21 protein-coding genes are annotated in these 21,978 nt (G+C 72.9%); 3 read left to right on the top strand and 18 right to left on the bottom strand.

Going from position 1 to position 21,978, the window contains the following annotated elements; all coding sequences use genetic code 11:
- The 3 genes from EES43_RS30630 to EES43_RS30635 form a co-directional block, all read right to left on the bottom strand.
- The coding region (locus EES43_RS30630; protein ID WP_164493165.1) for a hypothetical protein at nucleotides 1-411 on the bottom strand (411 nt) is incomplete at its 3' end.
- 256 nt (nucleotides 412-667) lie between these two features.
- The gene (locus EES43_RS13075) at nucleotides 668-1,549 is read right to left on the bottom strand and encodes a glycoside hydrolase family 19 protein (RefSeq protein WP_124268885.1); all 882 of its coding nucleotides are present in this window, start codon (nucleotides 1,547-1,549) and stop codon (nucleotides 668-670) included.
- A gap of 439 nt (nucleotides 1,550-1,988) precedes the next feature.
- Nucleotides 1,989-2,255, bottom strand: coding sequence for a hypothetical protein (locus tag EES43_RS30635; protein WP_164493166.1), 267 nt, complete (start codon nucleotides 2,253-2,255; stop codon nucleotides 1,989-1,991).
- On the opposite strand from EES43_RS30635, the gene EES43_RS13080 reads away from it, so the two are divergent.
- The gene (locus tag EES43_RS13080; RefSeq protein ID WP_164493167.1) at nucleotides 2,254-3,582 is read left to right on the top strand and encodes an amidohydrolase family protein; all 1,329 of its coding nucleotides are present in this window, start codon (nucleotides 2,254-2,256) and stop codon (nucleotides 3,580-3,582) included. The two genes, EES43_RS30635 and EES43_RS13080, sit on opposite strands and share 2 nt — an antisense overlap.
- Nucleotides 3,583-3,658: 76 nt before the next feature.
- Here the strand turns inward: EES43_RS13080 and EES43_RS13085 are convergent, their stop codons facing one another.
- Complete coding sequence (locus EES43_RS13085) at nucleotides 3,659-4,942, bottom strand: adenylosuccinate synthase (RefSeq protein WP_124268887.1); 1,284 nt, start codon at nucleotides 4,940-4,942, stop codon at nucleotides 3,659-3,661.
- 186 nt (nucleotides 4,943-5,128) lie between these two features.
- On the opposite strand from EES43_RS13085, the gene EES43_RS13090 reads away from it, so the two are divergent.
- A complete protein-coding gene (locus EES43_RS13090; protein WP_124268888.1) occupies nucleotides 5,129-6,007 on the top strand; it encodes a diacylglycerol kinase family protein in 879 nt (292 codons plus the stop codon).
- Between the two features lie 38 nt (nucleotides 6,008-6,045).
- A complete protein-coding gene (locus EES43_RS13095) occupies nucleotides 6,046-6,318 on the top strand; it encodes a DUF1876 domain-containing protein (protein WP_124268889.1) in 273 nt (90 codons plus the stop codon).
- Nucleotides 6,319-6,444: 126 nt separating this feature from the next.
- Here EES43_RS13095 and EES43_RS13100 read toward each other — a convergent pair whose 3' ends face one another.
- From EES43_RS13100 to EES43_RS13165, 14 genes are all read right to left on the bottom strand, one after another.
- The gene (locus EES43_RS13100) at nucleotides 6,445-7,650 is read right to left on the bottom strand and encodes a cytochrome P450 (protein ID WP_124268890.1); all 1,206 of its coding nucleotides are present in this window, start codon (nucleotides 7,648-7,650) and stop codon (nucleotides 6,445-6,447) included.
- Nucleotides 7,651-7,825: 175 nt separating this feature from the next.
- Nucleotides 7,826-8,488 carry a response regulator gene (locus tag EES43_RS13105; protein WP_124268891.1) on the bottom strand — a complete coding sequence of 221 codons (663 nt, stop codon included), beginning with the start codon at nucleotides 8,486-8,488 and terminating at the stop codon, nucleotides 7,826-7,828.
- Nucleotides 8,485-9,897, bottom strand: a complete 1,413-nt coding sequence (locus tag EES43_RS13110) for a sensor histidine kinase (protein ID WP_124268892.1) — start codon at nucleotides 9,895-9,897, stop codon at nucleotides 8,485-8,487. Before EES43_RS13110 ends, EES43_RS13105 begins: the two co-directional genes overlap by 4 nt.
- A gap of 185 nt (nucleotides 9,898-10,082) precedes the next feature.
- Nucleotides 10,083-10,958 (bottom strand): alpha/beta hydrolase family protein, encoded by an 876-nt coding sequence (locus tag EES43_RS13115; protein WP_124268893.1) that lies wholly within the window; start codon nucleotides 10,956-10,958, stop codon nucleotides 10,083-10,085.
- Nucleotides 10,959-11,068: 110 nt separating this feature from the next.
- Nucleotides 11,069-12,283, bottom strand: a complete 1,215-nt coding sequence (kynU, locus tag EES43_RS13120; RefSeq protein WP_124268894.1) for a kynureninase — start codon at nucleotides 12,281-12,283, stop codon at nucleotides 11,069-11,071.
- Entirely contained in the window at nucleotides 12,276-13,124 is an 849-nt protein-coding gene (locus EES43_RS13125; protein ID WP_124268895.1) for a tryptophan 2,3-dioxygenase family protein, read from the bottom strand. Before EES43_RS13125 ends, kynU begins: the two co-directional genes overlap by 8 nt.
- A 164-nt stretch (nucleotides 13,125-13,288) precedes the next feature.
- Nucleotides 13,289-13,702, bottom strand: a complete 414-nt coding sequence (locus tag EES43_RS13130) for a DUF3151 domain-containing protein (protein WP_124268896.1) — start codon at nucleotides 13,700-13,702, stop codon at nucleotides 13,289-13,291.
- A 37-nt stretch (nucleotides 13,703-13,739) separates the two neighbouring features.
- Nucleotides 13,740-15,245 (bottom strand): MFS transporter, encoded by a 1,506-nt coding sequence (locus EES43_RS13135; protein WP_124268897.1) that lies wholly within the window; start codon nucleotides 15,243-15,245, stop codon nucleotides 13,740-13,742.
- Between the two features lie 94 nt (nucleotides 15,246-15,339).
- A complete protein-coding gene (locus EES43_RS13140; RefSeq protein WP_241192408.1) occupies nucleotides 15,340-16,503 on the bottom strand; it encodes a MalY/PatB family protein in 1,164 nt (387 codons plus the stop codon).
- A gap of 163 nt (nucleotides 16,504-16,666) precedes the next feature.
- Nucleotides 16,667-17,698 carry a class II fructose-bisphosphate aldolase gene (gene fbaA / locus EES43_RS13145; RefSeq protein ID WP_124268899.1) on the bottom strand — a complete coding sequence of 344 codons (1,032 nt, stop codon included), beginning with the start codon at nucleotides 17,696-17,698 and terminating at the stop codon, nucleotides 16,667-16,669.
- Between the two features lie 139 nt (nucleotides 17,699-17,837).
- A complete protein-coding gene (gene pyrE / locus EES43_RS13150) occupies nucleotides 17,838-18,383 on the bottom strand; it encodes an orotate phosphoribosyltransferase (protein ID WP_124268900.1) in 546 nt (181 codons plus the stop codon).
- Between the two features lie 46 nt (nucleotides 18,384-18,429).
- A complete protein-coding gene (locus EES43_RS13155; RefSeq protein ID WP_124268901.1) occupies nucleotides 18,430-19,224 on the bottom strand; it encodes an aldose epimerase family protein in 795 nt (264 codons plus the stop codon).
- Nucleotides 19,225-19,259: 35 nt separating this feature from the next.
- Entirely contained in the window at nucleotides 19,260-20,234 is a 975-nt protein-coding gene (locus EES43_RS13160; RefSeq protein WP_124268902.1) for a CoxG family protein, read from the bottom strand.
- Between the two features lie 93 nt (nucleotides 20,235-20,327).
- Nucleotides 20,328-21,926 (bottom strand): polyamine aminopropyltransferase, encoded by a 1,599-nt coding sequence (locus tag EES43_RS13165; protein ID WP_124268903.1) that lies wholly within the window; start codon nucleotides 21,924-21,926, stop codon nucleotides 20,328-20,330.
- Between the last annotated feature and the right edge of the window lie 52 nt (nucleotides 21,927-21,978).

Genomic DNA, 21,978 nt, shown 5'->3' on the forward strand with positions numbered 1-21,978 from the left:
AACCGCCTGGGAGCGTCCGCTCGACTCCACGGACGACGCCTGAACATTGAAGAAGTTCCGGTACGTGAACTCCGTCTTCATGTCCGACGTGCCTTTTGTCGCCCAGGTTCCCACGTAATCTATTCCGTAGGATTCCGACGTTCCGCCGTTTCCGTCGACCTCGAACCCCGCGTCAGGGATCTGCGGGACACCGTTCATGACCCGGGAGTCAGCGCCGCCCTTTTCCTTCGCCGCGGAACGTCCGAAATCCAGACGCAGCTTTTCGTCCGTCTGGTTCTGGATGTCGATCTGCATGAGTTCACGGTTCTCCTCGGGGAACTGGGCCGCACCGGCCCCCGATATGGGAATGATCACCATGGCGGCCGTAGCCGCGGATGCCACACCGATGAATCCGCGAGTCCGTGACTTCATGTGCAAACCTTTCCGCGCCCTCACGGGGCATTTCTGTGAGTCTGGTCCCAGTCACACGGTCTCGCGTCCGGACGGTGTACCGCACCGGTGATTTTCCCTAACCTCTCCCGCGCCTTCCGGCCGAGGCCGAGGCCGAGGGGCGCGGCACGGTCCGTCGCGGGCGGCCGGGCACGCCGAAACGGGGGGCGCGTCCGGCGGAACCGGGACGCACCCCCCGTACGGGTGGGGCTTCGAGCGGCCCTCGCGGGCCGGTGGGTCAGCAGCTCAGGTTCGAGCCGGTGGTGGTGCCGAGGATCTGGGTGAACTGCGTGAACTTGTTGATCCGGCTCTGGACCTGGGCCGGGTTGCCTCCGTTGCACTCCAGCGCGCCGTTGATCGAGCGGATCGTCTCACCGAAGCCGGCGCCGTTGACGATGGCGTTGTGGGCCGTCATGGTGCCGGGGCCGTTCTGCGTGTTCCAGTACCACAGGCCGGTCTTCCAGGCGACGGAGGCGTTCTGCTCCACCAGGTAGGGGTTGCCCAGCAGGTCGATGCCCAGCGCGTCCCCGGCGGCCTTGTAGTTGAAGTTCCAGCTGAGCTGGATGGGACCGCGCCCGTAGTAGGCGGCCTGGCCCGCCGGGCAGCCGTAGGGCCGGCTGGAGTCGCAGTAGTGCGGGTAGTTGGCCTCGTTGACTTCCTTGATGTACACCAGCCCGCCGGTCTCGTGGCTGACGTTGGCGAGGAACGCCGCGGCCTCGCGCTTCTTGACCTCGTCGCCGCCCGTGTTGGCGAAGGCCGGGTAGGCGCTGAGGGCGGCGGTCAGACCGCTGTAGGTGTAGAAGGGGTTCCGGTTCGGGAACATCTGGTTGAACTGCGCCTCGCTGACGACGAAGCCGTTCTGCCCCGGGTCCGTGCCGCCGCCACCGCAGGCGCCCTTGTCGGCCCATACGTCGGAGCTGCCCGGCCTCTCGTTCTGGGTCCACCACTTGGCGGTCCAGTTGCGGCCGTTGTACGAGACGGAACCGCCGTTGGTGTAGACGGCGGAGGAGTTCCAGGGCGTGGCGCAGGCGGCGGCCTGCGCGGTGGCGGCGGGGAGGACGACGAGCAGGGCGACGACCGCGCCGAGGGCGGCCAGGAGACTGATGACGCGACGGATCACGTGAACACTCCTTAGGTGCGGCGCGACGTCCGGCCGCGCGCCGCCAGGGGGTGCCCGCCACTCAAGCGATAATGGTCTGAACCTGTCAAGGTCTAGACCAACATCGGTTACCGGGCCCGTTCGGACTCCACCGCCTCCCGACGATCACCCGATCCGCTCACCCGTGGCCCCCAACAGCCCTGACCTCGCGGGGAGTCGGCCCGAGGCTCCTCGACCGGGTGGATCCCCGCGCGGGCCGTCGGCCGATCCCGCCGAGGCTGCGGCGCGTCGTGAGCACCACGCCTTAGGCCCTGCGGCCTACGCCCAACTTCCCTTCCATGTCGTCCTTTTGCACGTTCTTCAACTACCTCCTCGCCCTCTAGCGTGGTCGCCGCGAAGCCGCACGGACCGCAACCGCCGCGGCATCGGGAAAGAACCGAGAGCGAGGACCCCACTGATGTCAACCACCTGGCTTTCCCTTTTCGATCACCAGAAGTGCCGGTAGGGAGAACGCCATGATCAGATCAGCAGGTGCGGCCGAGCCGGGTTCCGGAGCCGGCCGCCGGAGCGTGATCGCCGGCGTCGCCGCGATCGGCGCCACCGCGGTGGCGTCCCCGGCCATGGCGGCGTCACCATCCCCATCGGCGGCGGCAACCCCGACGACAGGACCGAAGACCTTCTCGCCCGACCGCCCCGTCCTCTTCCGCCGGGCGACCGTGATCACCATGGACCCCCGCCGAGGCGTGCTGCCCGACACCGACGTCCTGGTCCGCGGCGCCACCATCGAGTCGGTCGGCAAGCAGCTGCGCGCACCGGCGCACGCCACCGTCATCGACGCCGCCGGGGCCCTGCTGCTGCCCGGCTTCGTCGACACCCACCGCCACCTGTCCGAAACCGCGCTGCGCGGTGTCGGGGCGGACTGGACCCTGGGCAACTACTTCCAGTGGATGGTCCAGAAGTGGGGTCCCCTCATGCGGCCCGAGGACATCTACGCGGCCGACTACATGGGCATGGTCGACGCCGTCAACGACGGCGTCACCACCGTCACGGACTGGTCCTACGCGATGCTCACCCCGGAGCACGCCGACGCCGCCGTGGACGCTCTGACCGCCGTGCCCGGACGTGCCCGGTTCGCCTACGGCAACGGCCTGGCCCCCGACTTCGGCTGGGTGGTCGACGGGCGCGTCGACCGGATGCTCAAGAACCGGTTCACCGGCCGCCGGGACCAACTCGTCACCATGCAACTGGCGATGGACGTCAACAGCCCCACGGACGACGCCCGCAAGGCCCTGGAATTCGCCCGCGACCGCGACCTGCCGGTCACCACCCACGCGGGCGTCTTCGGGTTCACCGGCGATGCGCAGATCGAGTTCCTCGCCGGGACCGGCTCGCTCTCACCGTCGTACACCCTCGTCCACGCCGCAGCGCTGACCGACGACGCCTACCGGATCATCGCCGACAGCGGCGCCCAGATCTCCATCGCGGCGGAGAGCGAACTCAACGGCGGGCAGGGATACCCGCCCACCGCGAAGGCACGCCGGTTCGGCATCCCCGTCTCGCTGTCGCTCGACACGGTGGCATGGTGGAGCGGCGACATGTTCTCGATGATGCGCGCCACCCTCAACGCCGACCGGGGACTGGCCCACCTGCGGGCCCACGAAGCCGGCAAAGCGGTGGAGAACAACGCCCTGCGCGCCCACGACGTGCTGGAGTACGCCACCATGGGCGGCGCACGGGCCCTCGGCCTGGACCGCCTCATCGGCTCCATCACCCCGGGCAAGCGCGCGGACCTCGTGATGCTGCGCACCGACACCCCGGCGATGACCCCCACCAGCAACCCGGTCGGGCAGGTCGTCTTCCAGGCCGGACGCGGAGACGTCGACACCGTGATGGTCGACGGACGTGTCCTCAAGCACCGCGGCACCCTCGTCGGCGCGGACCTGCGCCGCGCCCGGCGGCTCATCGAGGAGTCCCTGGAGTACCTGCGCTCGAAGATCCCGGACAGGGAGTGGGAGCAGGCGATGAACCCACCGCCGGGCGCGACCGCCCGTTAGCCGGGGGCGCACGGACCCACGCAGCACTTCGCCCCGGCGACCGTCTGGTCGGCGGGGCGAAGTGCTGCGCGCGTCCCTACAGGAACGAGTTGATCTCGATCGTCTCGGTCCGGCCCGGACCGACGCCGATCGCGGAGATCGGTGCGCCCGACATCTCCTCCAGGGCCTTCACGTACGCCTGGGCGTTCTTCGGCAGGTCGCCGAAGGTCTTGGCCTTGGTGATGTCCTCGGACCAGCCGGGCAGCATCTCGTAGATCGGCTTCGCGTGGTGGAAGTCGGTCTGGTTGTACGGAAGTTCCTCGACGCGCCTGCCGTCGATCTCGTACGCCACGCAGACCGGGATGCGCTCCCAGCCGGTGAGGACGTCGAGCTTGGTGAGGAAGAAGTCGGTCAGGCCGTTGACCCGGGTCGCGTACCGCGCGATCGGGGCGTCGAACCAGCCGCAGCGGCGGTCGCGGCCGGTGGTGACACCGCGCTCGCCGCCGATGCGCCGCAGCGCCTCGCCGTCCTCGTCGTGCAGCTCGGTGGGGAACGGACCCGCGCCGACGCGCGTCGTGTAGGCCTTGAGGATGCCGATCACCCGGCTGATCTTCGTCGGGCCGACGCCCGCGCCGGTGCAGGCTCCGCCGGCGGTCGGGTTCGACGAGGTGACGAAGGGGTACGTGCCGTGGTCGACGTCCAGCAGCGTGCCCTGGCCGCCCTCGAAGAGGACGACCTTGCCCTCGTCGATGGCGTCGTTGAGGATCAGCGTCGTGTCGGCGACGAACGGCTTGATCTGCTCCGCGTACTGGAGCATTTCCTCCACGATCCGGCCGGCCTCGATCGCCCGCCGGTTGAAGACCTTGGCGAGGAGCTGGTTCTTCTGCTCCAAGGCCGCCTCGACCTTCTGCTCCAGGATCGACTCGTCGTAGAGGTCCTGGACGCGGATGCCCACACGGTTGATCTTGTCGGCGTACGTCGGGCCGATGCCGCGGCCCGTCGTGCCGATCTTGCGCTTACCGAGGAAGCGCTCGCTCACCTTGTCGATGGTGACGTTGTACGGAGTGATCAAATGAGCGTTGCCGCTGATCAGAAGCTTGGACGTGTCGACGCCTCGCTCGTTCAGACCGCTCAGCTCGGCGAGCAGGACCGCCGGGTCGACCACGACACCGTTCCCGATGACCGGGGTGCAGCCCGGCGACAGGATTCCGGAGGGCAGGAGATGCAGTGCGTACTTCTGGTCGCCGACGACGACCGTGTGACCGGCGTTGTTGCCGCCTTGGTAACGCACCACGTAGTCCACGGATCCACCGAGGAGGTCGGTGGCCTTCCCCTTGCCCTCGTCACCCCACTGAGCACCGAGCAGCACAAGTGCGGGCACAGGCGTACACCCCTTCCGGGCGGGGCATGTCCAAGGTCAGGGGGCGTACGTCAAGGTCGTACCTGCCGTACGACGATGTACGGCAGAACCTGAGCCGTCGAACCGGGTGCCCCGGAATAGACGAAGCCCCTGGCGCAATAGCGCAAGGGGCTCTTGCACCAAGATGCTACCCGAGGAAGGACCGAGGTGTCGGCTGCAGAGCCCCCCGGCGACGGCGACGACCAGCTCCTGGTGGTCATCGACCCGGTCGCCCGCCGGACCGACGGCGAGTCCGTCCGCATCGCCAGGGACGTGCTGAGCGCCGGTTCGCACGCCAAGATCTGCCTTCCGGACGGCCCGGAGGAGTTCGCGCGGGCCCTGTCCCGGCGGGGTTCGCGCCGGCCCGTCGTCGTCGGCGACGACCGCGCGCTGCTGCGCGCGGTGGCCCAGCTGCACCGCGAACGGGAGCCGGCCGCCGGCGTCCTCTCCCTGATCCCGGTCGGCGCGGCGCACGCGCTGGAGGTGGCCCACGCCCTCGGAGTGCCCCGCGGCGCGGTGGCGGCGGCGCGGACGGCGCTCGACGGGGCGGTGCGGCGGCTGGACCTGCTGGTGGACGACAGCGACGGCGTCGTCCTCGGCCGGCTGCGCATCCCCGCCCCCGCGCCGCCGTCCGGCACGGGAGCCCCGCACACGGGCGTCACGGCCGTCTGGGACACCTGCCGCTCGCTGATGACCTCCCTGGTCCGCCCCGCGCCGGGCGGACCGGCCACGCCGCCGGGCTCGTACCGGCTGCGGGTCGAGGCGGACGGGGTCCTGCTGAGCGACCTGGACACCCCGGTACGGGGCGTCTCGCTGGCCTCGCAGGGCGACGGGGGCCTGGCCGAGGTCGTGGTCCGCACCGTCGCGGGCGACGACGTGACGGCGGAGGCCAAGGCCGTCACCGTCTCCGGCGCGGACTTCCGCTACCGGGCGGACATACAGACCGGCGGCCCGGTGCGGACCCGGACCTGGACCGTGCGCGCGGGCGCGTGGGGGCTGATGCTGCCGGATCCGGCGAGCGCGGACGCGGCGACGGGCGCACGCTGAAGAGGAGACGGTCGGCAAACGGACCGGAGGTGACCGTCATGACCAGAGTCGCGACCGGATGGCACATCGAGCTCGCCTTCGAGGAGGACGCCCACCGCACCCGCGCGGCAGCCCTCGTACGCCTCTCCGACGGAACGGAGGTCCGCGCCCACGGCTACGCCAGCCGCCATCCCTCGGACGCGGACCAGCAGCGCGTCGGCGAGGAGATCGCGGGGGCGCGGGCGCTCAACGAACTGGCGATGAAGCTGCTGACGAAGGCGCACGCCGAGATCGACGAGGCGTCGGGCAGGACCTCGCATCCCCTGACGTGAGGGCGGGAGGGCGAGGAAGCCGGAAGGACGCCGTGGGGCGGGCCTTTCGGCTTCGAGGGGCCTCCCGCCCCGCGGTGCTCCTGCTCGGCCTCCCGGTCCTGACCCCGGGCCGACCCTCCCCGCCCCCTACAGCTCCACCCGCAGCTCCTTCAGCCCCCGGATCACGTAACCGGGCTGCCACTCCGGCTCGGCCGTCATCCGCATGCCGGGCGCCTTGCGCAGCAACTCGTCGAAGGAAGCCGACAGTTCGAGCCGGGCCAAGGGTGCGCCGAGGCAGTAGTGGATGCCCGCGCCGAACGTAATGTGCGGGTTGTCCGAGCGGGACAGGTCCAGGGTGTCCGGGCGGGCGAACCGCTCCGCGTCCCGGTTGGCCGAGCCGAACAGCAGCGCCACCTCCGACCCGCGCGGAATCACGGTGCCGTCGATCTCGATGTCGTCCAGCACCCAGCGCTCGAACATCTGCAACGGGGTGTCGAAGCGCAGGAGCTCCTCGATCGCGGTCGGCAGCAGCGTGGGGTCGGCGCGCAGGGCTGCCAGCCGGTCGGGGTGGTGGAAGAGCGTGCGCCAGCCGTTGACCGTGGTGTTCACGATCGCCTCGTGGCCCGCGTTGAGCAGCAGCACGCAGGTGGAGATCATCTCCTGCTCGCTCAGCCGCTCCCCGTCGTCGTGGGCGGCGATCAGGGCCGAGACCAGGTCGTCGCCGGGGGACGTGCGCCGCTCGGCGATCAGCTCGCGCAGGTAGGCGGAGAAGTCGATCGAGGCCCGGACGGCGGCCTCGGCCGTCTCCTCGGAGGGATTGAGCTCGAACATCCCGCAGATCGCGGACGACCAGGGCCGCAGCAGGGCCCGGTCCGCCTCCGGAATGCCGAGCATCTCCGCGATCACCGCGACCGGCAGGGGCTCGGCGACCGCCGCGAGCAGATCGCCGCCGCCCTGCTCGACGAACGCGTCGACCAGCTCGCACGCCAGCCGCCGTACGGTCGGGGCCAGCCGCTCGACCGTGCGCGGAGTGAACGCCTTGGAGACGAGCCGCCGGATCCTGGGGTGGTCGGGGGCCTCCAGGTCCAGGAGCCCCTGCCCGTTGAGGGTGTGGAACGGCTCGTGGGCGGCGGGCGGCGGAGTGAGCCCGAACTCCTCGTGGCTGAACCGGTGCAGATACGTCCGGCCGAGGCGCCGGTCGCGCAGCAGGCCGGACACGTCGGTGTAGTGGGGGATCAGCCACTGCCGGGTCGGTTCGAAGTAGTGGGCCCGGCCGGCGGCGCGCAGGGCGGCGTAGGCGGGGTAGGGATCGGCGACGAACGCGGGCGACCAGGGGTCGAAGGACACGTGCATGGCCCGACGCTACCCGCGCCCGCCGCCCACGACCCCCGGCCCGCACCATCCCGCCGCCCCCGCAGCACCGCGAAGCGGGCGAACCCGCCGAAGCCCCCCGCATCCGCCGGCCCGCCCGCCCGCCGCCTCCGCCGCCGTCGGCACCCTCCGCCGCCCGGGGGTGACCGGCCGTCCGCTACCCCGGCACGACCAGCCGCGCCTCGTAGGCGAAGACCGCCGCCTGGGTGCGGTCGCGCAGGCCGAGCTTCACCAGGATGCGGCTGACATGCGTCTTGATCGTGGACTCGGCGACGACCAGGTGCACGGCGATCTCCGCGTTGGAGAGCCCCTGCGCGATCAGGACCAGCACCTCCGTCTCGCGCTCGGTGAGGTCCCCGACCCGGGCCAGGACCGGCGCCCTCGGCGCTTCCGCGAGCTTGGAGAACTCGTTGATCAGCCGCCGCGTGACGGCCGGTGCGAGCAGCGCCTCGCCCGCCGCCACCACCCGTACGCCGTCCGCGAGCCGGCGCGCCGACGCGTCCTTCAGGAGGAAGCCCGACGCTCCGGCCCGCAGCGCCTCGTAGACGTACTCGTCCAGGTCGAACGTCGTCAGCACCAGCACCTTCGCGTCCGCGTCGCGCGCCACGATCTCGCGGGTGGCCTCGATGCCGTTCATCTCCGGCATCCGGATGTCCATCAGGACGACGTCCGGCCGCAGGGCGGCCACCTGGTCGAGGGCCTGCCGTCCGTCCACCGCCTCCCCCACCACGACGATGCCCGGCATCGCGTTGAGCAGGACGGAGAAGCCCTCGCGGACCATCATCTGGTCGTCGACGACCAGGACCCGGATGTCGCTCACGGCCGCCCGTCCCGTTCGGCGACGGCCCCCAGTACGGCGGTGTCCGCCACCGAGGCGTCCAGTGCGACGGTGTTTTTGACGGTGATGTCCGTCGCTGCGGTGTCCTTGACGGCGGGTCCGTCGCCCGCGCGGCCGGAGACGGACGCCTCGCGCGGTTCGTCCGCCATCGGCACGGGAAGGAAGGCGGCGGTCTCGTATCCGCCGTCGGCGGTCGGCCCCGCCGTCATCTGCCCGTTCAGCATCGCGACCCGCTCCCGCATGCCGGTGATCCCGTGCCCGGCCCCCGGGGACGGCTTGACCGGACCGGCGGGCGGTCCGTTGACCACGCGGATGCCGAGGCCGCCGAGGACGTAACCGAGTTCGACGTGCGCGCTGGAGCCCGGCGCGTGCCGCAAGGTGTTGCTCAGGGCCTCCTGGATGATCCGGTACGCCGACAGCTCGACGCCCTGGGGCAGTTCGCGCACCGCGCCGGTGACGGTCTTCCCGGTCTCCAGGCCGGTCTCGCGGACGTTGGCCAGCAGCCCGTCGAGCGCGGCCAGGGTGGGTTGCGGGGCGTTCGGGGCCTCGTAGTCCTCCGCGCGGACGACACCGAGGACGCGGCGCAGCTCGGTCAGCGCGGACACGGCGTTCTCCCGGATGGTGACGAACGCCTGCTCCAGCTCGGGCGGCGGGTTCTCCACGCGGTACGGGGCGGCCTCCGCCTGGATCGCGACGACCGACATGTGGTGCGCGACCACGTCGTGCAGCTCGCGGGCGATCGTGGTGCGCTCCTCCAGCAGGGTGCGCCGGTCGCGCTCGACGGCGGTGACGGTGCGCTGCACGGTCACCTCGCGCCGGGCGTCGCGCCGGACCTGCACGACGGCCACCGTGAGGAGCGCCAGCGCCGTGAAGACGGACATGGCTCCGGTGATCTGCGGGTCGGCGTCCGTCAGCAACCCGAACAGCAGGCTCACGAACCACATCCAGGCGGCGGTGCGCGGCCGGGTCCGGGCCGCTACGACCACGAGGACGACCATCTGCGCGACGAGGCTCGGTTCCCAGGGCCCGCCGCCCAGGAAGACGCAGACCACGGTCGCCGGCAGCGAGGCCCAGAACGCGGCGATCGGCCGGAACAGGGTCAGCGCGACCGGAATCGCCGGCACCAGCCCCATCAGGAGGCGGTAGTCATAGCTGGTGAGCCCCGATGCCAGCACGATCAGCGCGGCACAGAGCACGGCGGCGTGCGGGGTCCAGACGGCGTACCGCCGCAGCCCCGCCGGCAGCCGCCGGATCAGCCGCCCCTCCGGGTTCGAGGGCGGCATCGGCCGGTAGGAGAACAGGTCACGGAAGAGGTCATGGCGCAGGCCGCCCACGGCTCCTGCGACGGCCAGGAACTCCGGGCCGCCGGTCTTCGTCTGGGTCTCGGTCACGTTTCCCACGGTAGGCGGCTGCCGTCGGCCGGTCGTCAGCACCGAAGCGGATTTGCCGCCGTCCGCCTCAAGTACTACGCGCCCGCCGTCTCACCCCTGCGGCCGTCTCCCCGCCCTCCCCCGGGACCACCGCGCGGCCGGTCGCGGACGGAGGGCGTCCGCGTCCTGCCCGGCCCCGCGCCGCGTCACCACGCGAGCTGGGTGATCTCCTCCGCGACGATCGCGCAGGCGTCGGCGGCCGGATCGATCAGCGGGAAGTGGCCGACGCCGCCGAGCAGCGTCAGCCCGACCGTCTCGCCGGCCTTCGCCGCCGCGTCGACGTACGCCTCGGAGACGGCCTGCGGGACCACGATGTCCTCGACGCCCTGGACGATCGCGGTGGCGATCCCCGTGGGCAGCAGCGCGGCCGGGTCGGCCTGCGCCATCCTCTGGTCCGACTCCCCTTCCCCGCCGAGCAGTTGCGTGACGGCTCCGCCGCACACCCCGAGGCCCGCCGCCGCCCGGAGGTCGGCGATCGGGGCCAGCGCGACGACTCCGCGCAGCGGCGGCGGGGCGGGCAGCCGCCACGGCGAGCCCTCCGGCAGGACGTGCCGCGCCGCCGCCCACAGGGCGAGGTGGCCGCCCGCCGAGTGCCCGGTGACCACGATCCGCCGCACATCGGCCTGCGGCAGCTCGCGAGCGGCCAGGGCGGGTACGGCGTCCAGCGCGGCGGCCACGTCGTCGAACGTCTCGGGCCAGCGACCGGCGACGGGATCGGCGCCCCGCTGCCGCGGGATCTCGCCGCCGCGCCGGTACTCGACGCTGGCCACGGCGAAGCCCCGCCGGGCCAGGAAGTCCGCGAGCGGCGAGACGTGCGCGCGGTCGTACGGGGCCCGCCACGCGCCGCCGTGCAGCAGGACGACGAGCGGGGCCCCGGTACGGCCGTCGCGCGGGGCGTAGAAGTCGACGACCTGGTCGGGGTGGTCCCCGTAGGAGGCGGACCGATCGGGGGCGACCTGCGGATGGGCGAGCGCCGACTCGGTCTCGGCTACGTCCCGATCACGCGCGGCGGAATCCGACATGCTGCTCAACCGTCCTATGCCTGTGTCCTGTGCCCAACTGGCTTGACCTGCGGGGACGGTACCAGCACTCGGCACCGCCCCCGCCCGGTCGCCGTCGTCCGGCGCAGCCCTCAGGCCTCCGGGGTGCCGGCCAGCACCTCGGCGAGGACGGCCGCCGCCCGTTCCGCGTCCGCGAACCCGGTGTACAGCGGGGTGAAGCCGAACCGCAGCACGTCGGTCCGCCGCAGGTCGCCCACGACGCCCCGCTCGATGAGCCGGCGCATCACCGGCTCGGCGCCGGCGCACCGCAGCGCGACCTGGCTGCCGCGTTCGGCGTGCGTGACCGGGGTCAGCGAGGTGACCCGTCCGGCCGGTGCGTACGCCTCGACGCACTCCAGGAAAAAGTCCGTCAGGGCCAGCGACTTGGCCCGCACGTCCTCGACCGCGACCCCGTCCCACACGTCCAGCGCCGCCTCCAGCGCCAGCATCGACACGATGTCCGGCGTACCGACCCGGCCCCGCACGGAGCCCTCCGCCGGGGTGTACTCCGGCGTCATCGCGAACGGTTCGGCGTGCGAGTTCCAGCCGGGCAGCGGTGAGTCGAAGGCCGCCTGGTGGCGCTCGGCGACGTACAGGTACGCGGGCGAACCGGGGCCGCCGTTCAGGTACTTGTAGGTGCAGCCGACGGCCAGGTCCACCCGGTGCTCGTCCAGTCCGACCGGCAGCGCTCCGGCGCTGTGGCAGAGGTCCCAGACGACGACGGCCCCCGCCGCGTGGACGGCGGCGGTCAGTCCGGGCAGGTCGTGCAGCCGGCCCGCGCGGTAGTCGACGTGGTTGAGCAGGACGGCGGCCGTCCGGGGTCCGAGCGCGGCCGGGACGTCGGCGGGCGCGAGCGGCACGATCCGGTGGCCGGTCAACCGGGCGGCGGACGCCGCGATGTACCCGTCCGTGGGAAAGGTCGTGGCGTCAACCAGGATCTCGTCGCGTCCCTCGCCCGCGAGGCGGCCCGCGGCGACGACCGCCTTGAAGACGTTCACGCTGGTCGAGTCGGAGACGACGATCTGCCCGGCCGCCGCCCCGACGAGCGGGGCGATCCGGTCGCCGATCCGCTCGGGCGCGGTCCACCAGCCGCTCTCGTCCCAGGAGCGGATGCGCAGCTCGCCCCACTGGCGGGTGAGGACGTCCTGCACCCGGGCGGGCACGTGCAGGGGCAGCGCGCCGAGCGAGTTCCCGTCGAGGTAGACGCCCTCGTCCAGGGCGAACAGCTTCCGCTTGTCGGCGAGTCGGTCGGCGGCGTCGAGGACGAGCGCCCGTTCGCGCAGTGCGTCACGTGAGGTCTCATACATGGCTGCGGGCCGTCCAGAGCTCGGGGAACACGTTCTTCGTCGCGCGCTTCTCCAGCCAGGCCACTCCGGCGGAGCCGCCGGTGCCGGTCTTGGAGCCCATCGCGCGCCGGGTGGCGACCAGGTGGTCGTTGCGCCAGCGCCAGACCAGCTCGCCGACATCCGTCAACAGCTCGCCGAGGCGCACCAGTTCCTCGTTCTGGTCGTCGGCGGAGTAGATCTCGGCCCACACCGCCTCGACCTCGGGCGACGGCTCGTAGCGCCGGCTCAGGTCCCGGGTCAGGACGGCCTCCGGCACGGCGTAGCCGCGCCGGGCCAGCAGGGCGAGCGTCTCGTCGTACAGGCTCGGCTCGCCGAGCGCCTTCTCCAGCTCGGCGTACACCCGGGGCGCGCCCCGGTGCGGCACCAGCATGGAGGCGGACTTGTCGCCGAGCAGGAACTCCATCCGCCGGTACATCGCCGACTGGAACCCGGAGCCCTCGCCGAGCGCGCCCCGGTAGGAGTTGAACTGGGCGGGGGTGAGCCCGGCCAGCGGGCGCCAGGAGTCGTTCAGCGCCTCCAGCTCGCGCAGCGAGCGCTTGAGGGCGTCGCGGGCGACCGGTATCCGGTCCTCGCGCAGGGCCCGGGTCGCCGTCTCCCACTCGTGGACGATGACGGTGAACCACAGCTCCATGACCTGGGTGGTGACCAGGAAGACCATTTCGCCGGGGTCGTCGGAGCGGAGGTGCTGGAGGTGGGTCAGGACGTCCGCCTGGACGTAGTCCTCGTACGGAGTCGTTCCCGCGAAGTCCAGGTGCGGAGAGTCCGCACCGGTGGCTTCGGGGTCGGGGTGGTTCGTCGACATCGCTGTCTCCTCGACACGAGCTTCCGGGTAGCGGTCCGCCCCTTCCGTGAGGTGATGGAGCTCCGGTCCCCTGTTCGCATCCTAAGGCCGTCCCGTCCGCCGCGGCGGGTCGGCCTCGGCGGCCCGGCCGCCCGTGGTGCCGGGGCGGGCCGGGCCGGGGCGGGTCAGCCCAGGATGTCGGCGGCGGTCGGCGAGGAGTCCCGCAGGAACGTCGAGCAGCGCTCGTACTCCGCCTGTTCGCCGATCGCCTGCGCCGCCCGTGCCAGGGCGTGCAGGGCGCGCAGGAAGCCCCGGTTCGGCTCGTGCTCGAACGGGACCGGGCCGTGGCCCTTCCAGCCCGCGCGGCGCAGGGAGTCGAGGCCGCGGTGGTAGCCGGTACGGGCGTAGGCGTACGACTCGACGACCCGGCCGCCCTCGAACGCCTCGTCGGCGAGCTGCGCCCAGGCGAGCGAGGAGGTCGGGTACTTCGCGGCGACCTCGGCGGGCGGGGTGCCGGCGGCGAGCAGCTCGCGCGGCTCCGGGTCGTCGGGCAGGTGGGTCGGGGCGGGGCCCCCGAGCAGGTTCTCGTGGATGGACATGGGTCAAGTGTGCCTGGCGTGGCGGGCCCGCGCGGCGTCACCCCGGTCCGCGTCGCGCGCGCTCCGGCTCCAGCGGCGGGGAGGTGACACCGCAGTGGACCGCGCACTCGGGGGTGGCCGCGTCGGGGGCGGCCGTCGGGGTGCGCACCTGCCACCAGGCGATCACCGCACCGGCCACCAGGACCCCGGCGCACATCGGCATCGCCCGCCGGAAGGAGGCGGCGAACGCGCCCGCGTCCCGGTACACCTCCGGGCCCATCCCGGCGAGCAGCGGCAGGGCCGCCACCGCGATGAGCCCGGCCGCCCGGGCGGCGGCGTTGTTGATGCCGCTGGCGAGGCCGGCCCGCCCGGAGTCCACGGCGGCCAGCACGGTCGCGGTGAGCGGGGCGACGACCACCACCAGGCCCGCGCCGAGCACCACGACGGCGGGCAGCACGTCGCTGACGTACGAGCCGACGGAGGCCCCCGGCCCCACCCGCAGCATCAGGAGCATCCCGGCGGCGGCCAGCAGCGGGCCGACCGTGAGCGGGATGCGCGGCCCGATCCGGCGGCCCAGGTCCCCGGCGGAGGCGGAGAAGAGCAGCATCAGCACGGTCACCGGGAGCAGTGCGGCCCCCGCGCCCAGCGCCGAGTATCCGGCGACCACCTGGAGCTGGATCGCGGAGAGGAAGAAGAAGCCGCCGAGGGCCGCGTAGACACAGAGCGTGACGATGTTCACGGAGGTGAAGAGCCGCGAGCGGAAGATCGACGGCGGCAGCATCGGGTCCGCCCGCCGCCGCTCGACCCGTACGAACAGCACCCCGAGCAGCACGCCGCCGAGGGCCGAGCCGATCACGACGGGCGACGCGCCCCGGCCCGGCGCCGCGATCAGCGCGTACGTCACACCGGCCAGGGCGAGGGCCGCGAGCGCCGCGCCCAGCACGTCGAACCGGCCGTGCGCGGCCGGATCCTTCGACTCCGGGACGTGCCGGAGCGCGACGGGCGCGCAGAGGGCGGCGAGCGGCAGGTTGAGCAGGAAGACCCACCGCCAGCCGGGGCCGTCCACGAGGTAGCCGCCGAGGAACGGCCCGATGGCCGAGCCGACGCCGCCCAGCCCGGACCACAGGCCCACCGCGCGGGCCCGGTCGTCCGGGTGGAAGCTGGCCTGGATGAGGGCCAGCGAGCCGGGAGTGAGCAGCGCGCCGCCGATTCCCTGGAGGGCCCGCGCGCCGATCAGCACGGCCGCGTTCGGCGCGATCCCGCAGAGGAGGGAGGCCACGGCGAACCACACCACGCCCACGACGAAGACCCGCCGGCGGCCGTAGCGGTCCCCCAGCGCCCCGCCCAGCAGGATCAGCCCGGCGAGCGTGAGCATGTAGGCGTTGACGGTCCACTGGAGGGCCGCCAGGTCGGTGCCCAGGTCCTTGCCGATCCGGGGCAGGGCCACGTTGATGACGGTGGAGTCCAGCATCGCCATGCTGGAGCCGAGCACGGTGGTCAGCACGACCCACCGCCCGGTGGGCGAGGCGACGCGGATCTCGCCGGGCGCGGCGGCAGCACACATACGAGCAGCATCGCGGCAACCCGGGCGGACGGCCACCGGGAGCCCGGCAACCGTCCGCCCGTCGGCGCGCGGCGTGTCCGTCCCCGGGCGGCGGCTACCGCACGGCCTCCAGCGCGCGCACCAGCGCGGCCACGCCCGCCTCGGCCTTGGACCGGGGACACCCGAGGTTCATCCGGACGAACCCGTCGGCCCCGTAGACCGAGCCCCGCATGACCGCGACCTTCTCCCGCTCCACCAGCACCCGCTGCAACGCCTCGTCGTCCACACCCAGCGGGCGCAGGTCGATCCACGCCAGGTACCCGGCCTGCGGCGGTCGCCAGTCCAGCTCGGGGAAGGCGGCGCGCAGCCGCTCGGCGGCGAACGCCAGGTTCCCCGCCGTGTACGAGCGGACCGCGTCCAGCCACGGGCCGCCCTCCCGGTACGCGGCGATGTGCGCGGTCAGCGACAGCACCGCCGGAGAGGCGAGGCCCTCGGCGGTCTCCATCCGCCGCAGATACTCCGTCCGGTCGTCGGCGTCGCCGAGGATGCCGTACGAACCGTTGAGCGCGGGGAAGTTGAAGGACTTCGACGCGGAGGTGATCAGCGCCCAGCGGCCGTCGTCCGCCACCCGCGTCCACGGCACGTGCGTGGAGCCCTCGTGCACGAAGTCCGCGTGGATCTCGTCGCTGATCACCGCGACGCCGTGGAGCCGGGCCAGCCCGGCCGTCCGGGCCAGCTCGTCCGCCGTCCAGACCCGGCCGGTCGGGTTGTGCGGCGAGCACAGCACCAGGACCTTCGCGTCGGGCCGGGCCAGCTCGCGCTCCAGCGCCTCCTCGTCGCCGACCGGCACACCGCGCAGCTCCCGCCCGAGCCCGGTGACGGCCTTGCGGAAGCCGTCGTAGACGGGGGTGTGGACGACGACCCCGTCGCCCTCGCGGGTCCACATCCGGAGCAGCTGGGAGAGCTGGCTGAGCACGGACGGCCCGTAGACGAGCCGTCCGGTGTCGATCTCCGTGCCGTACCGGGTGGCGTACCAGTGGGCTATCGCCGAGCGGAAGTCGTCCTGCTGCCACGTCGTGTAGCCGAAGACGCCGTGCTCGACCCGGGCCCGGAGCGCGTCGAGCACTTCCGGGGCCGTTCGGAAGTCCATGTCGGAGATGGTGAACGGCAGCAGTCCGTCCACGCCGAACCGGTCCGCGACCCCGTCCCACTGGACGCACCAGGTGCCCCGGCGGTCGACGACCGTGTCGAAGTCGTAGCGCGCGTGCGTGTCAGTCACAGCGGTCCCCCTCATTCGTTCGCTCCGTTCGCCCGCTCACGTTTCGCCCGTCTACGTTCGCCGCTCCCGGGCCGGTCCCCCGCGCAGGCCGGGCACGACGACGGGCCCGGCCCTCCGCGGGGGGAGGACCGGGCCCGCGAGCGTGCGTCCGTGTGCGGGACGCCTACTTCAGCTTCGTACCCGTGGAGCGCAGGTTGGCACACGCCTCGGTGACCCGCTTGGCCATGCCGGCCTCGGCGGCCTTGCCCCAGGTGCGCGGGTCGTAGGTCTTCTTGTTGCCGACCTCGCCGTCGACCTTCAGGACGCCGTCGTAGTTGCGGAACATGTGGTCCGCGACCGGGCGGGTGAAGGCGTACTGGGTGTCGGTGTCGAGGTTCATCTTCACGACGCCGTTCTCCAGCGCGGTGGCGATCTCCTCGGCGGTGGAGCCCGAACCGCCGTGGAAGACGAAGTCGAAGGGCTGGCTGCCGGCGGGCTTGCCGTACCGGCCGGAGACGCCCTCCTGAAGGTCCTTCAGCAGCTCCGGGCGGAGCACGACGTTGCCCGGCTTGTAGACGCCGTGGACGTTGCCGAAGGAGGCGGCCAGCAGGTAGCGGCCCTTCTCGCCCAGGCCCAGCGCCTCGGCGGTGCGCAGCGCGTCGTCGACGGTCGTGTACAGCTCGTCGTTGATCTCGTGCGTGACGCCGTCCTCCTCGCCGCCGGTCGGGGTGATCTCGACCTCAAGGATGATCTTGGCGGCGGCGGCCTTGGCCAGCAGCTCCTGACCGATGGCCAGGTTGTCCGCCAGCGTCTCGGCCGAGCCGTCCCACATGTGCGACTGGAAGAGCGGGTCGAGGCCCTTGGCGACGCGCTGCGCGGAGACGTCGAGCAGCGGACGCACGTAGCCGTCCAGCTTGTCCTTGGGGCAGTGGTCGGTGTGCAGCGCGACGGTGATGTCGTACTTCGCGGCGACGATGTGCGCGAACTCGGCGAGGGCGACCGCGCCCGTGACCATGTCCTTGTTGTACTGGCCGCCCAGGAACTCCGCACCTCCGGTGGAGATCTGGACGATGCCGTCGCTCTCGGCCTCCGCGAAGCCGCGCAGGGCGGCGTGCAGGGTCTGCGTCGAGGTCACGTTGATGGCCGGGTAGGCGAACTTGCCCGCCTTTGCCCGGTCGAGCATCTCGGCGTAAGCCTCGGGGGTTGCGATGGGCATCTGACCGCTCCTTGGGATATGCGGGTGTGCAGTGCTGGTCCCTGACCTGGGGGCGACGTCATCGTCGCCCCCATCTTCCCAGACTCTCCCTCCGGCTCCACCCCGCCCGGAAACCGCAGGTCACACCCTGTCGGGGCGGTCAGCCGAGGTCGAGGCCGAGGTCGGCCACCGCGTACACGTGGACGTACGGCAGACCGGCCCCGGCGATCGCCGGGGCCGCGCCGCGCTCGACGATCACGGCGACGGCGACGACCTCGCCGCCCGCCTCGCGCACCGCCTCGACGGCGGTCAGCGGCGATCCGCCGGTGGTCGAGGTGTCCTCCACCACCAGGCAGCGCCGGCCCTTCACATCGGTCCCCTCGATGCGGCGCTGCATCCCGTGCGCCTTCTGCGCCTTGCGGACGACGAACGCGTCCAGGCTCCGCCCGCGCGCGGCGGAGGCGTGCAGCATCGAGGTGGCGACCGGATCGGCGCCCAGGGTCAGGCCGCCGACGCAGTCGTAGTCCAGTTCCGCGGTGGCGTCCAGCATGACCTGACCTACCAGCGGCGCGGCCCGGCCGTCCAGCGTGATCCGGCGCAGGTCGATGTACCAGTCGGCTTCCAGACCCGAGGAGAGGGTCACCTTGCCGTGCACCACGGCCTTGTCCTTGATCTGCTGGAGCAGGTCAGCGCGTACGTCAGTCATGTCCACGAGAGTAAGCCGTGCCGGTCGGGCCCACCGCCGCACGCCGTCAGAGGCGCACCCAGCTCCAGGTGGCCGTCATCTCCAGCGGGTCGATCGGGGTGACCAGGCGCGGGGCGGTGTTCAGCCCGTTCGGCGGGCCCGACTGGGGCTCCACGCAGACCGCCTCGGCCTGCTCGTCGTAGATCACGACCCACTCGCTCCGGCTCTTCACCGTCAGCTCCAACTGCTCCGGCCAGGTGAGCCTCACCTCGACGCCGTCGGGCATCCCGAAGCAGTCGTCCCACGGACCGGGGCGCGGGTCGACGCGGTCGCCGGTCGGCAGGTGGTCCTCGCCGCGCTCCTCCTGCCACGCGGCGTCGAAGGCGAGCACGGCGTCCCGGCCGCCGAGATCACGGCGGAACCAGGGGTGCCAGCCCGCCTGGGCCGGGAAGGAGTCGCCGTAGGTCTCGACGGCCAGACCGAGCGTCAGGGAGTCCTCCGCCAGCTCGAAGGTCTGCGTCACCCGGCCCGGATAGGGCCACGGGGCGGCGAGGTCGTAGTAGAAGGCCGCCGTCGTCGCGTCCGCGTGGGCGGTGCGCCACGCCGTGTCGCGGCCGGTGCCGTGGATGGCGTGCGGCGGGGAGTTCAGCGGCAGTTCGTGCAGCGCGTCGCCGTTGCGGAACTGCCCGTATCCGGTGCGCCCGCACCAGGGCACCATCGGGAAGCAGCCGTACCGCTCGCCCTGGCGCAGCAGTTCGGTGGACCCGATCCGCAGACTGCCGATGCGGCAGCCGTGGACGGGGTCGACGGTCAACTCGGCGTCGCCGACGGTCAGCCGGACGTTCTCTTCGCTACTGCTCACCCGACGACCCTACTGGCCGCACCGACCTGGCGTGCCTACCGCCGACGCCGCAGCACCCGTCCCAGCACCACGGCGGAGGCGAGCGCGAGCGCCGCGGCCGGGGCCACCCAGCGCAGGGTGGCGCCCGCACCGGCCGAGTCCGGGGAGGGCACGGGGGCGTAGCGCCCGCGCGGGGGCGCGTGGTCGACCTCCTCGGCGCTGCGCCCGATCATGGTGCGGCGGGCGTGCGCGGCCTCGGCGGGCGGTTCGTCCGGAACGGTGAACTCCACGCCCGCGACGGGGTCGAGCGCGGGCGGCGGCGCGGGCGAGTCGAACACGGGGCCGGAGTCCCGGCCGCCCGGATCGCCGCCGTCGCTCTCCTCTCCGCCGCCCTCCTCTCCGCCGGCCTCTTCGGCGGCGGCGCCCTCGACGTCGTCCGCGAGCCCCTCGGCTCCCGCGCCCTCCGCGTCGGCCCCGACGGCAGCGTCCCGCCGACCCGGCGGCTCGCCCTCCGGTCCGGCCGACTCCTCGCGCCGCCCCGGCGTCTCGTCGGGCCGCCCGGCCGGATCGTCGTCGTGCGCGGCCAGGGCCTCGGTCACCAGTTGCTGCGTGAAGCGGTCCAGGAACCGGTGGGCGGCGGCGAGCGCCGCGCCCTCCTCCAGCTCCGCCAGCCGGCCGTCACCGCTCGCCGTGCCGCTGTAGGCGAGCGTCGTGCCGCCGTCCGCCGCCGTGAGGCCGATCGTCAGGGCCAGCTTCACCTCACCGGCGCCCCGGGCCGCCACGCCCTCCCCGGTCACCGAGAAGCCCTGCCCCCCGGACGCGTCCGGTCCGCCCGGTCCGGTGATCCGCAGCTCGCCCCGGTAGGTGATGGTGTGGCTGCCGGCCCGGAACTTCAGACGGCCCGCCAGCGGCGACGCCGACGCGCCGGCGTCCTGCTGGAATCCGGGTACGCAGCGGCCGACGCGCGCCGGATCGCCCAGCGTGCGCCGCAGGGCCGGGACCGGAACCGGAACGAACACCTCATGCTCCATGGAAACCGAGCCTACTCAGACGCGGCCCGCACGTCAGCGCTTCCACCCGCCCCACGCCGCCGCGGCCCCGCCCGGCACACCGCCGGGCCCGGGTCAGACGTCCTCCCGGTAGCGCGGGTGGACCAGGGTGGACGGCGTCTGCTCCGGCAGCCGCGCCTCCTCGGCGGCCCGTGCGCCCTCGCGCAGCTCCCGCCCGCTCAGCGAGCGCAGCGCGGGCGCCGAGGCGGCCAGTCCCGGCGGCGGCACCGGCTCCGGCCCGGCGAGGACGAAGCCCCAGTCCGCCGGGGCCCGCCCCTCGTCCGTGAAGCGGTCGGCGCCCTCGGCGACGCGCCGGAGCGGCCCGCCGACCCGGTACGGGCGGGTCGACAGGCCGGCTTCCCGGACGGTCGCCTCCACCGTCCAGAACGACCGCGGGCGCAGCCGCGGCGGTCCGGCGTGCACCGCCAACCGCCCGTCCGGGGCCAGGGCCGCGGCGACCAGGCCGTAGAACTCGGCGGAGTACAGCTTGGTGCTGGCCGTGATCCCCGGGTCCGGCAGATCGCAGATCACCACGTCGTAGCGCCCGCGGTCGGCCCTCAGCCAGCTGAACGCGTCCGCGCCGACCGCCGAGAGCCGCGGATCGCGGTAGGCGTGCCCGTTGAGCCCGGAGAGCGCGGGGTCGGTACGGGCCAGCCGGGTGACGGCGGGGTCGAGCTCGACGACCGTGACCGAGCGGACGTCCGGGTAGCGCAGGACCTCGCGGGCGGCGAGCCCGTCGCCGCCGCCCAGGACGAGGACCCGCGCGCGGGGGCCGTTCATCGCCGGGTGCACCAGCGCCTCGTGGTAGCGGTACTCGTCGCGGGCGCTGACCCGCAGCCGCCCGTCCAGGTACAGGTCGAGCGAATCGCGGTCCTCGCCGGTCAGGACGACCTCCTGCACCCCGCTCTGCACGGCGACCCGCACCTGGTCCCCGTAGACCGCCCGCCGCGCCGACCGCTCGAAGTCGTCCACCAGCACGGTGGCGGTGGCCAGGACGGCGATCACCGCGAGGTTGGCCAGGACCAGCAGCCACCGGGACCGGGAGCTGAGATCGCGCCGGAAGACCCACAGCACCAGCGCCCCGCCCGCCGCCGCGTTGACCGCGCCGGTGAACAGGGCCCCGGTCAGCTGGCCCAGCATCGGCAGCAGCAGGAAGGGGAACGCCAGCCCGCCGACCAGCGCGCCCACGTAGTCGGCGGCGAAGAGGTCGGCCACGGCCCCGCCCGCGTCCTGCCGGTCGACGCGCTGGATCAGCGTCATCAGCAGCGGGATCTCCGCACCGATCAGCACCCCGATCGCCAGCGAGAACCCGACCACGGCGAACCGCGACTCGCCGAACCAGGCGAAGGACGCGTACAGCACGAGCGCCGAGGAACCGCCGATCAGGGCGAGAGCCGCCTCGATCAGCCCGAAGCCGACGGCGGCCCGGCAGCGCAGACGTTTCGCGAGAAGGGAGCCGATGCCCATCGCGAAGACCATCACGGAGAGCACCACGGACGCCTGGGTGACCGAGTCACCGATCAAGTAGGAGGCGAGCGCCACCAGTTCGAGCTCGTACACGAGACCGCAGGCGGCGCAGACGAACACGGCGGCCAGCACGAGGAGCCGTCCGGTACTCGGCCGTACGGGGAGCCGCGCCGCGCCCGCTCGCAGCGACACCTGCTGGTCGATCATGCTGCGAACGCTACGTCACTGCGCCATTGCCGCCTGTCACCCACACGGGTGC

Source organism: Streptomyces sp. ADI96-02, from assembly GCF_003846185.1.
Classification (GTDB): domain Bacteria; phylum Actinomycetota; class Actinomycetes; order Streptomycetales; family Streptomycetaceae; genus Streptomyces.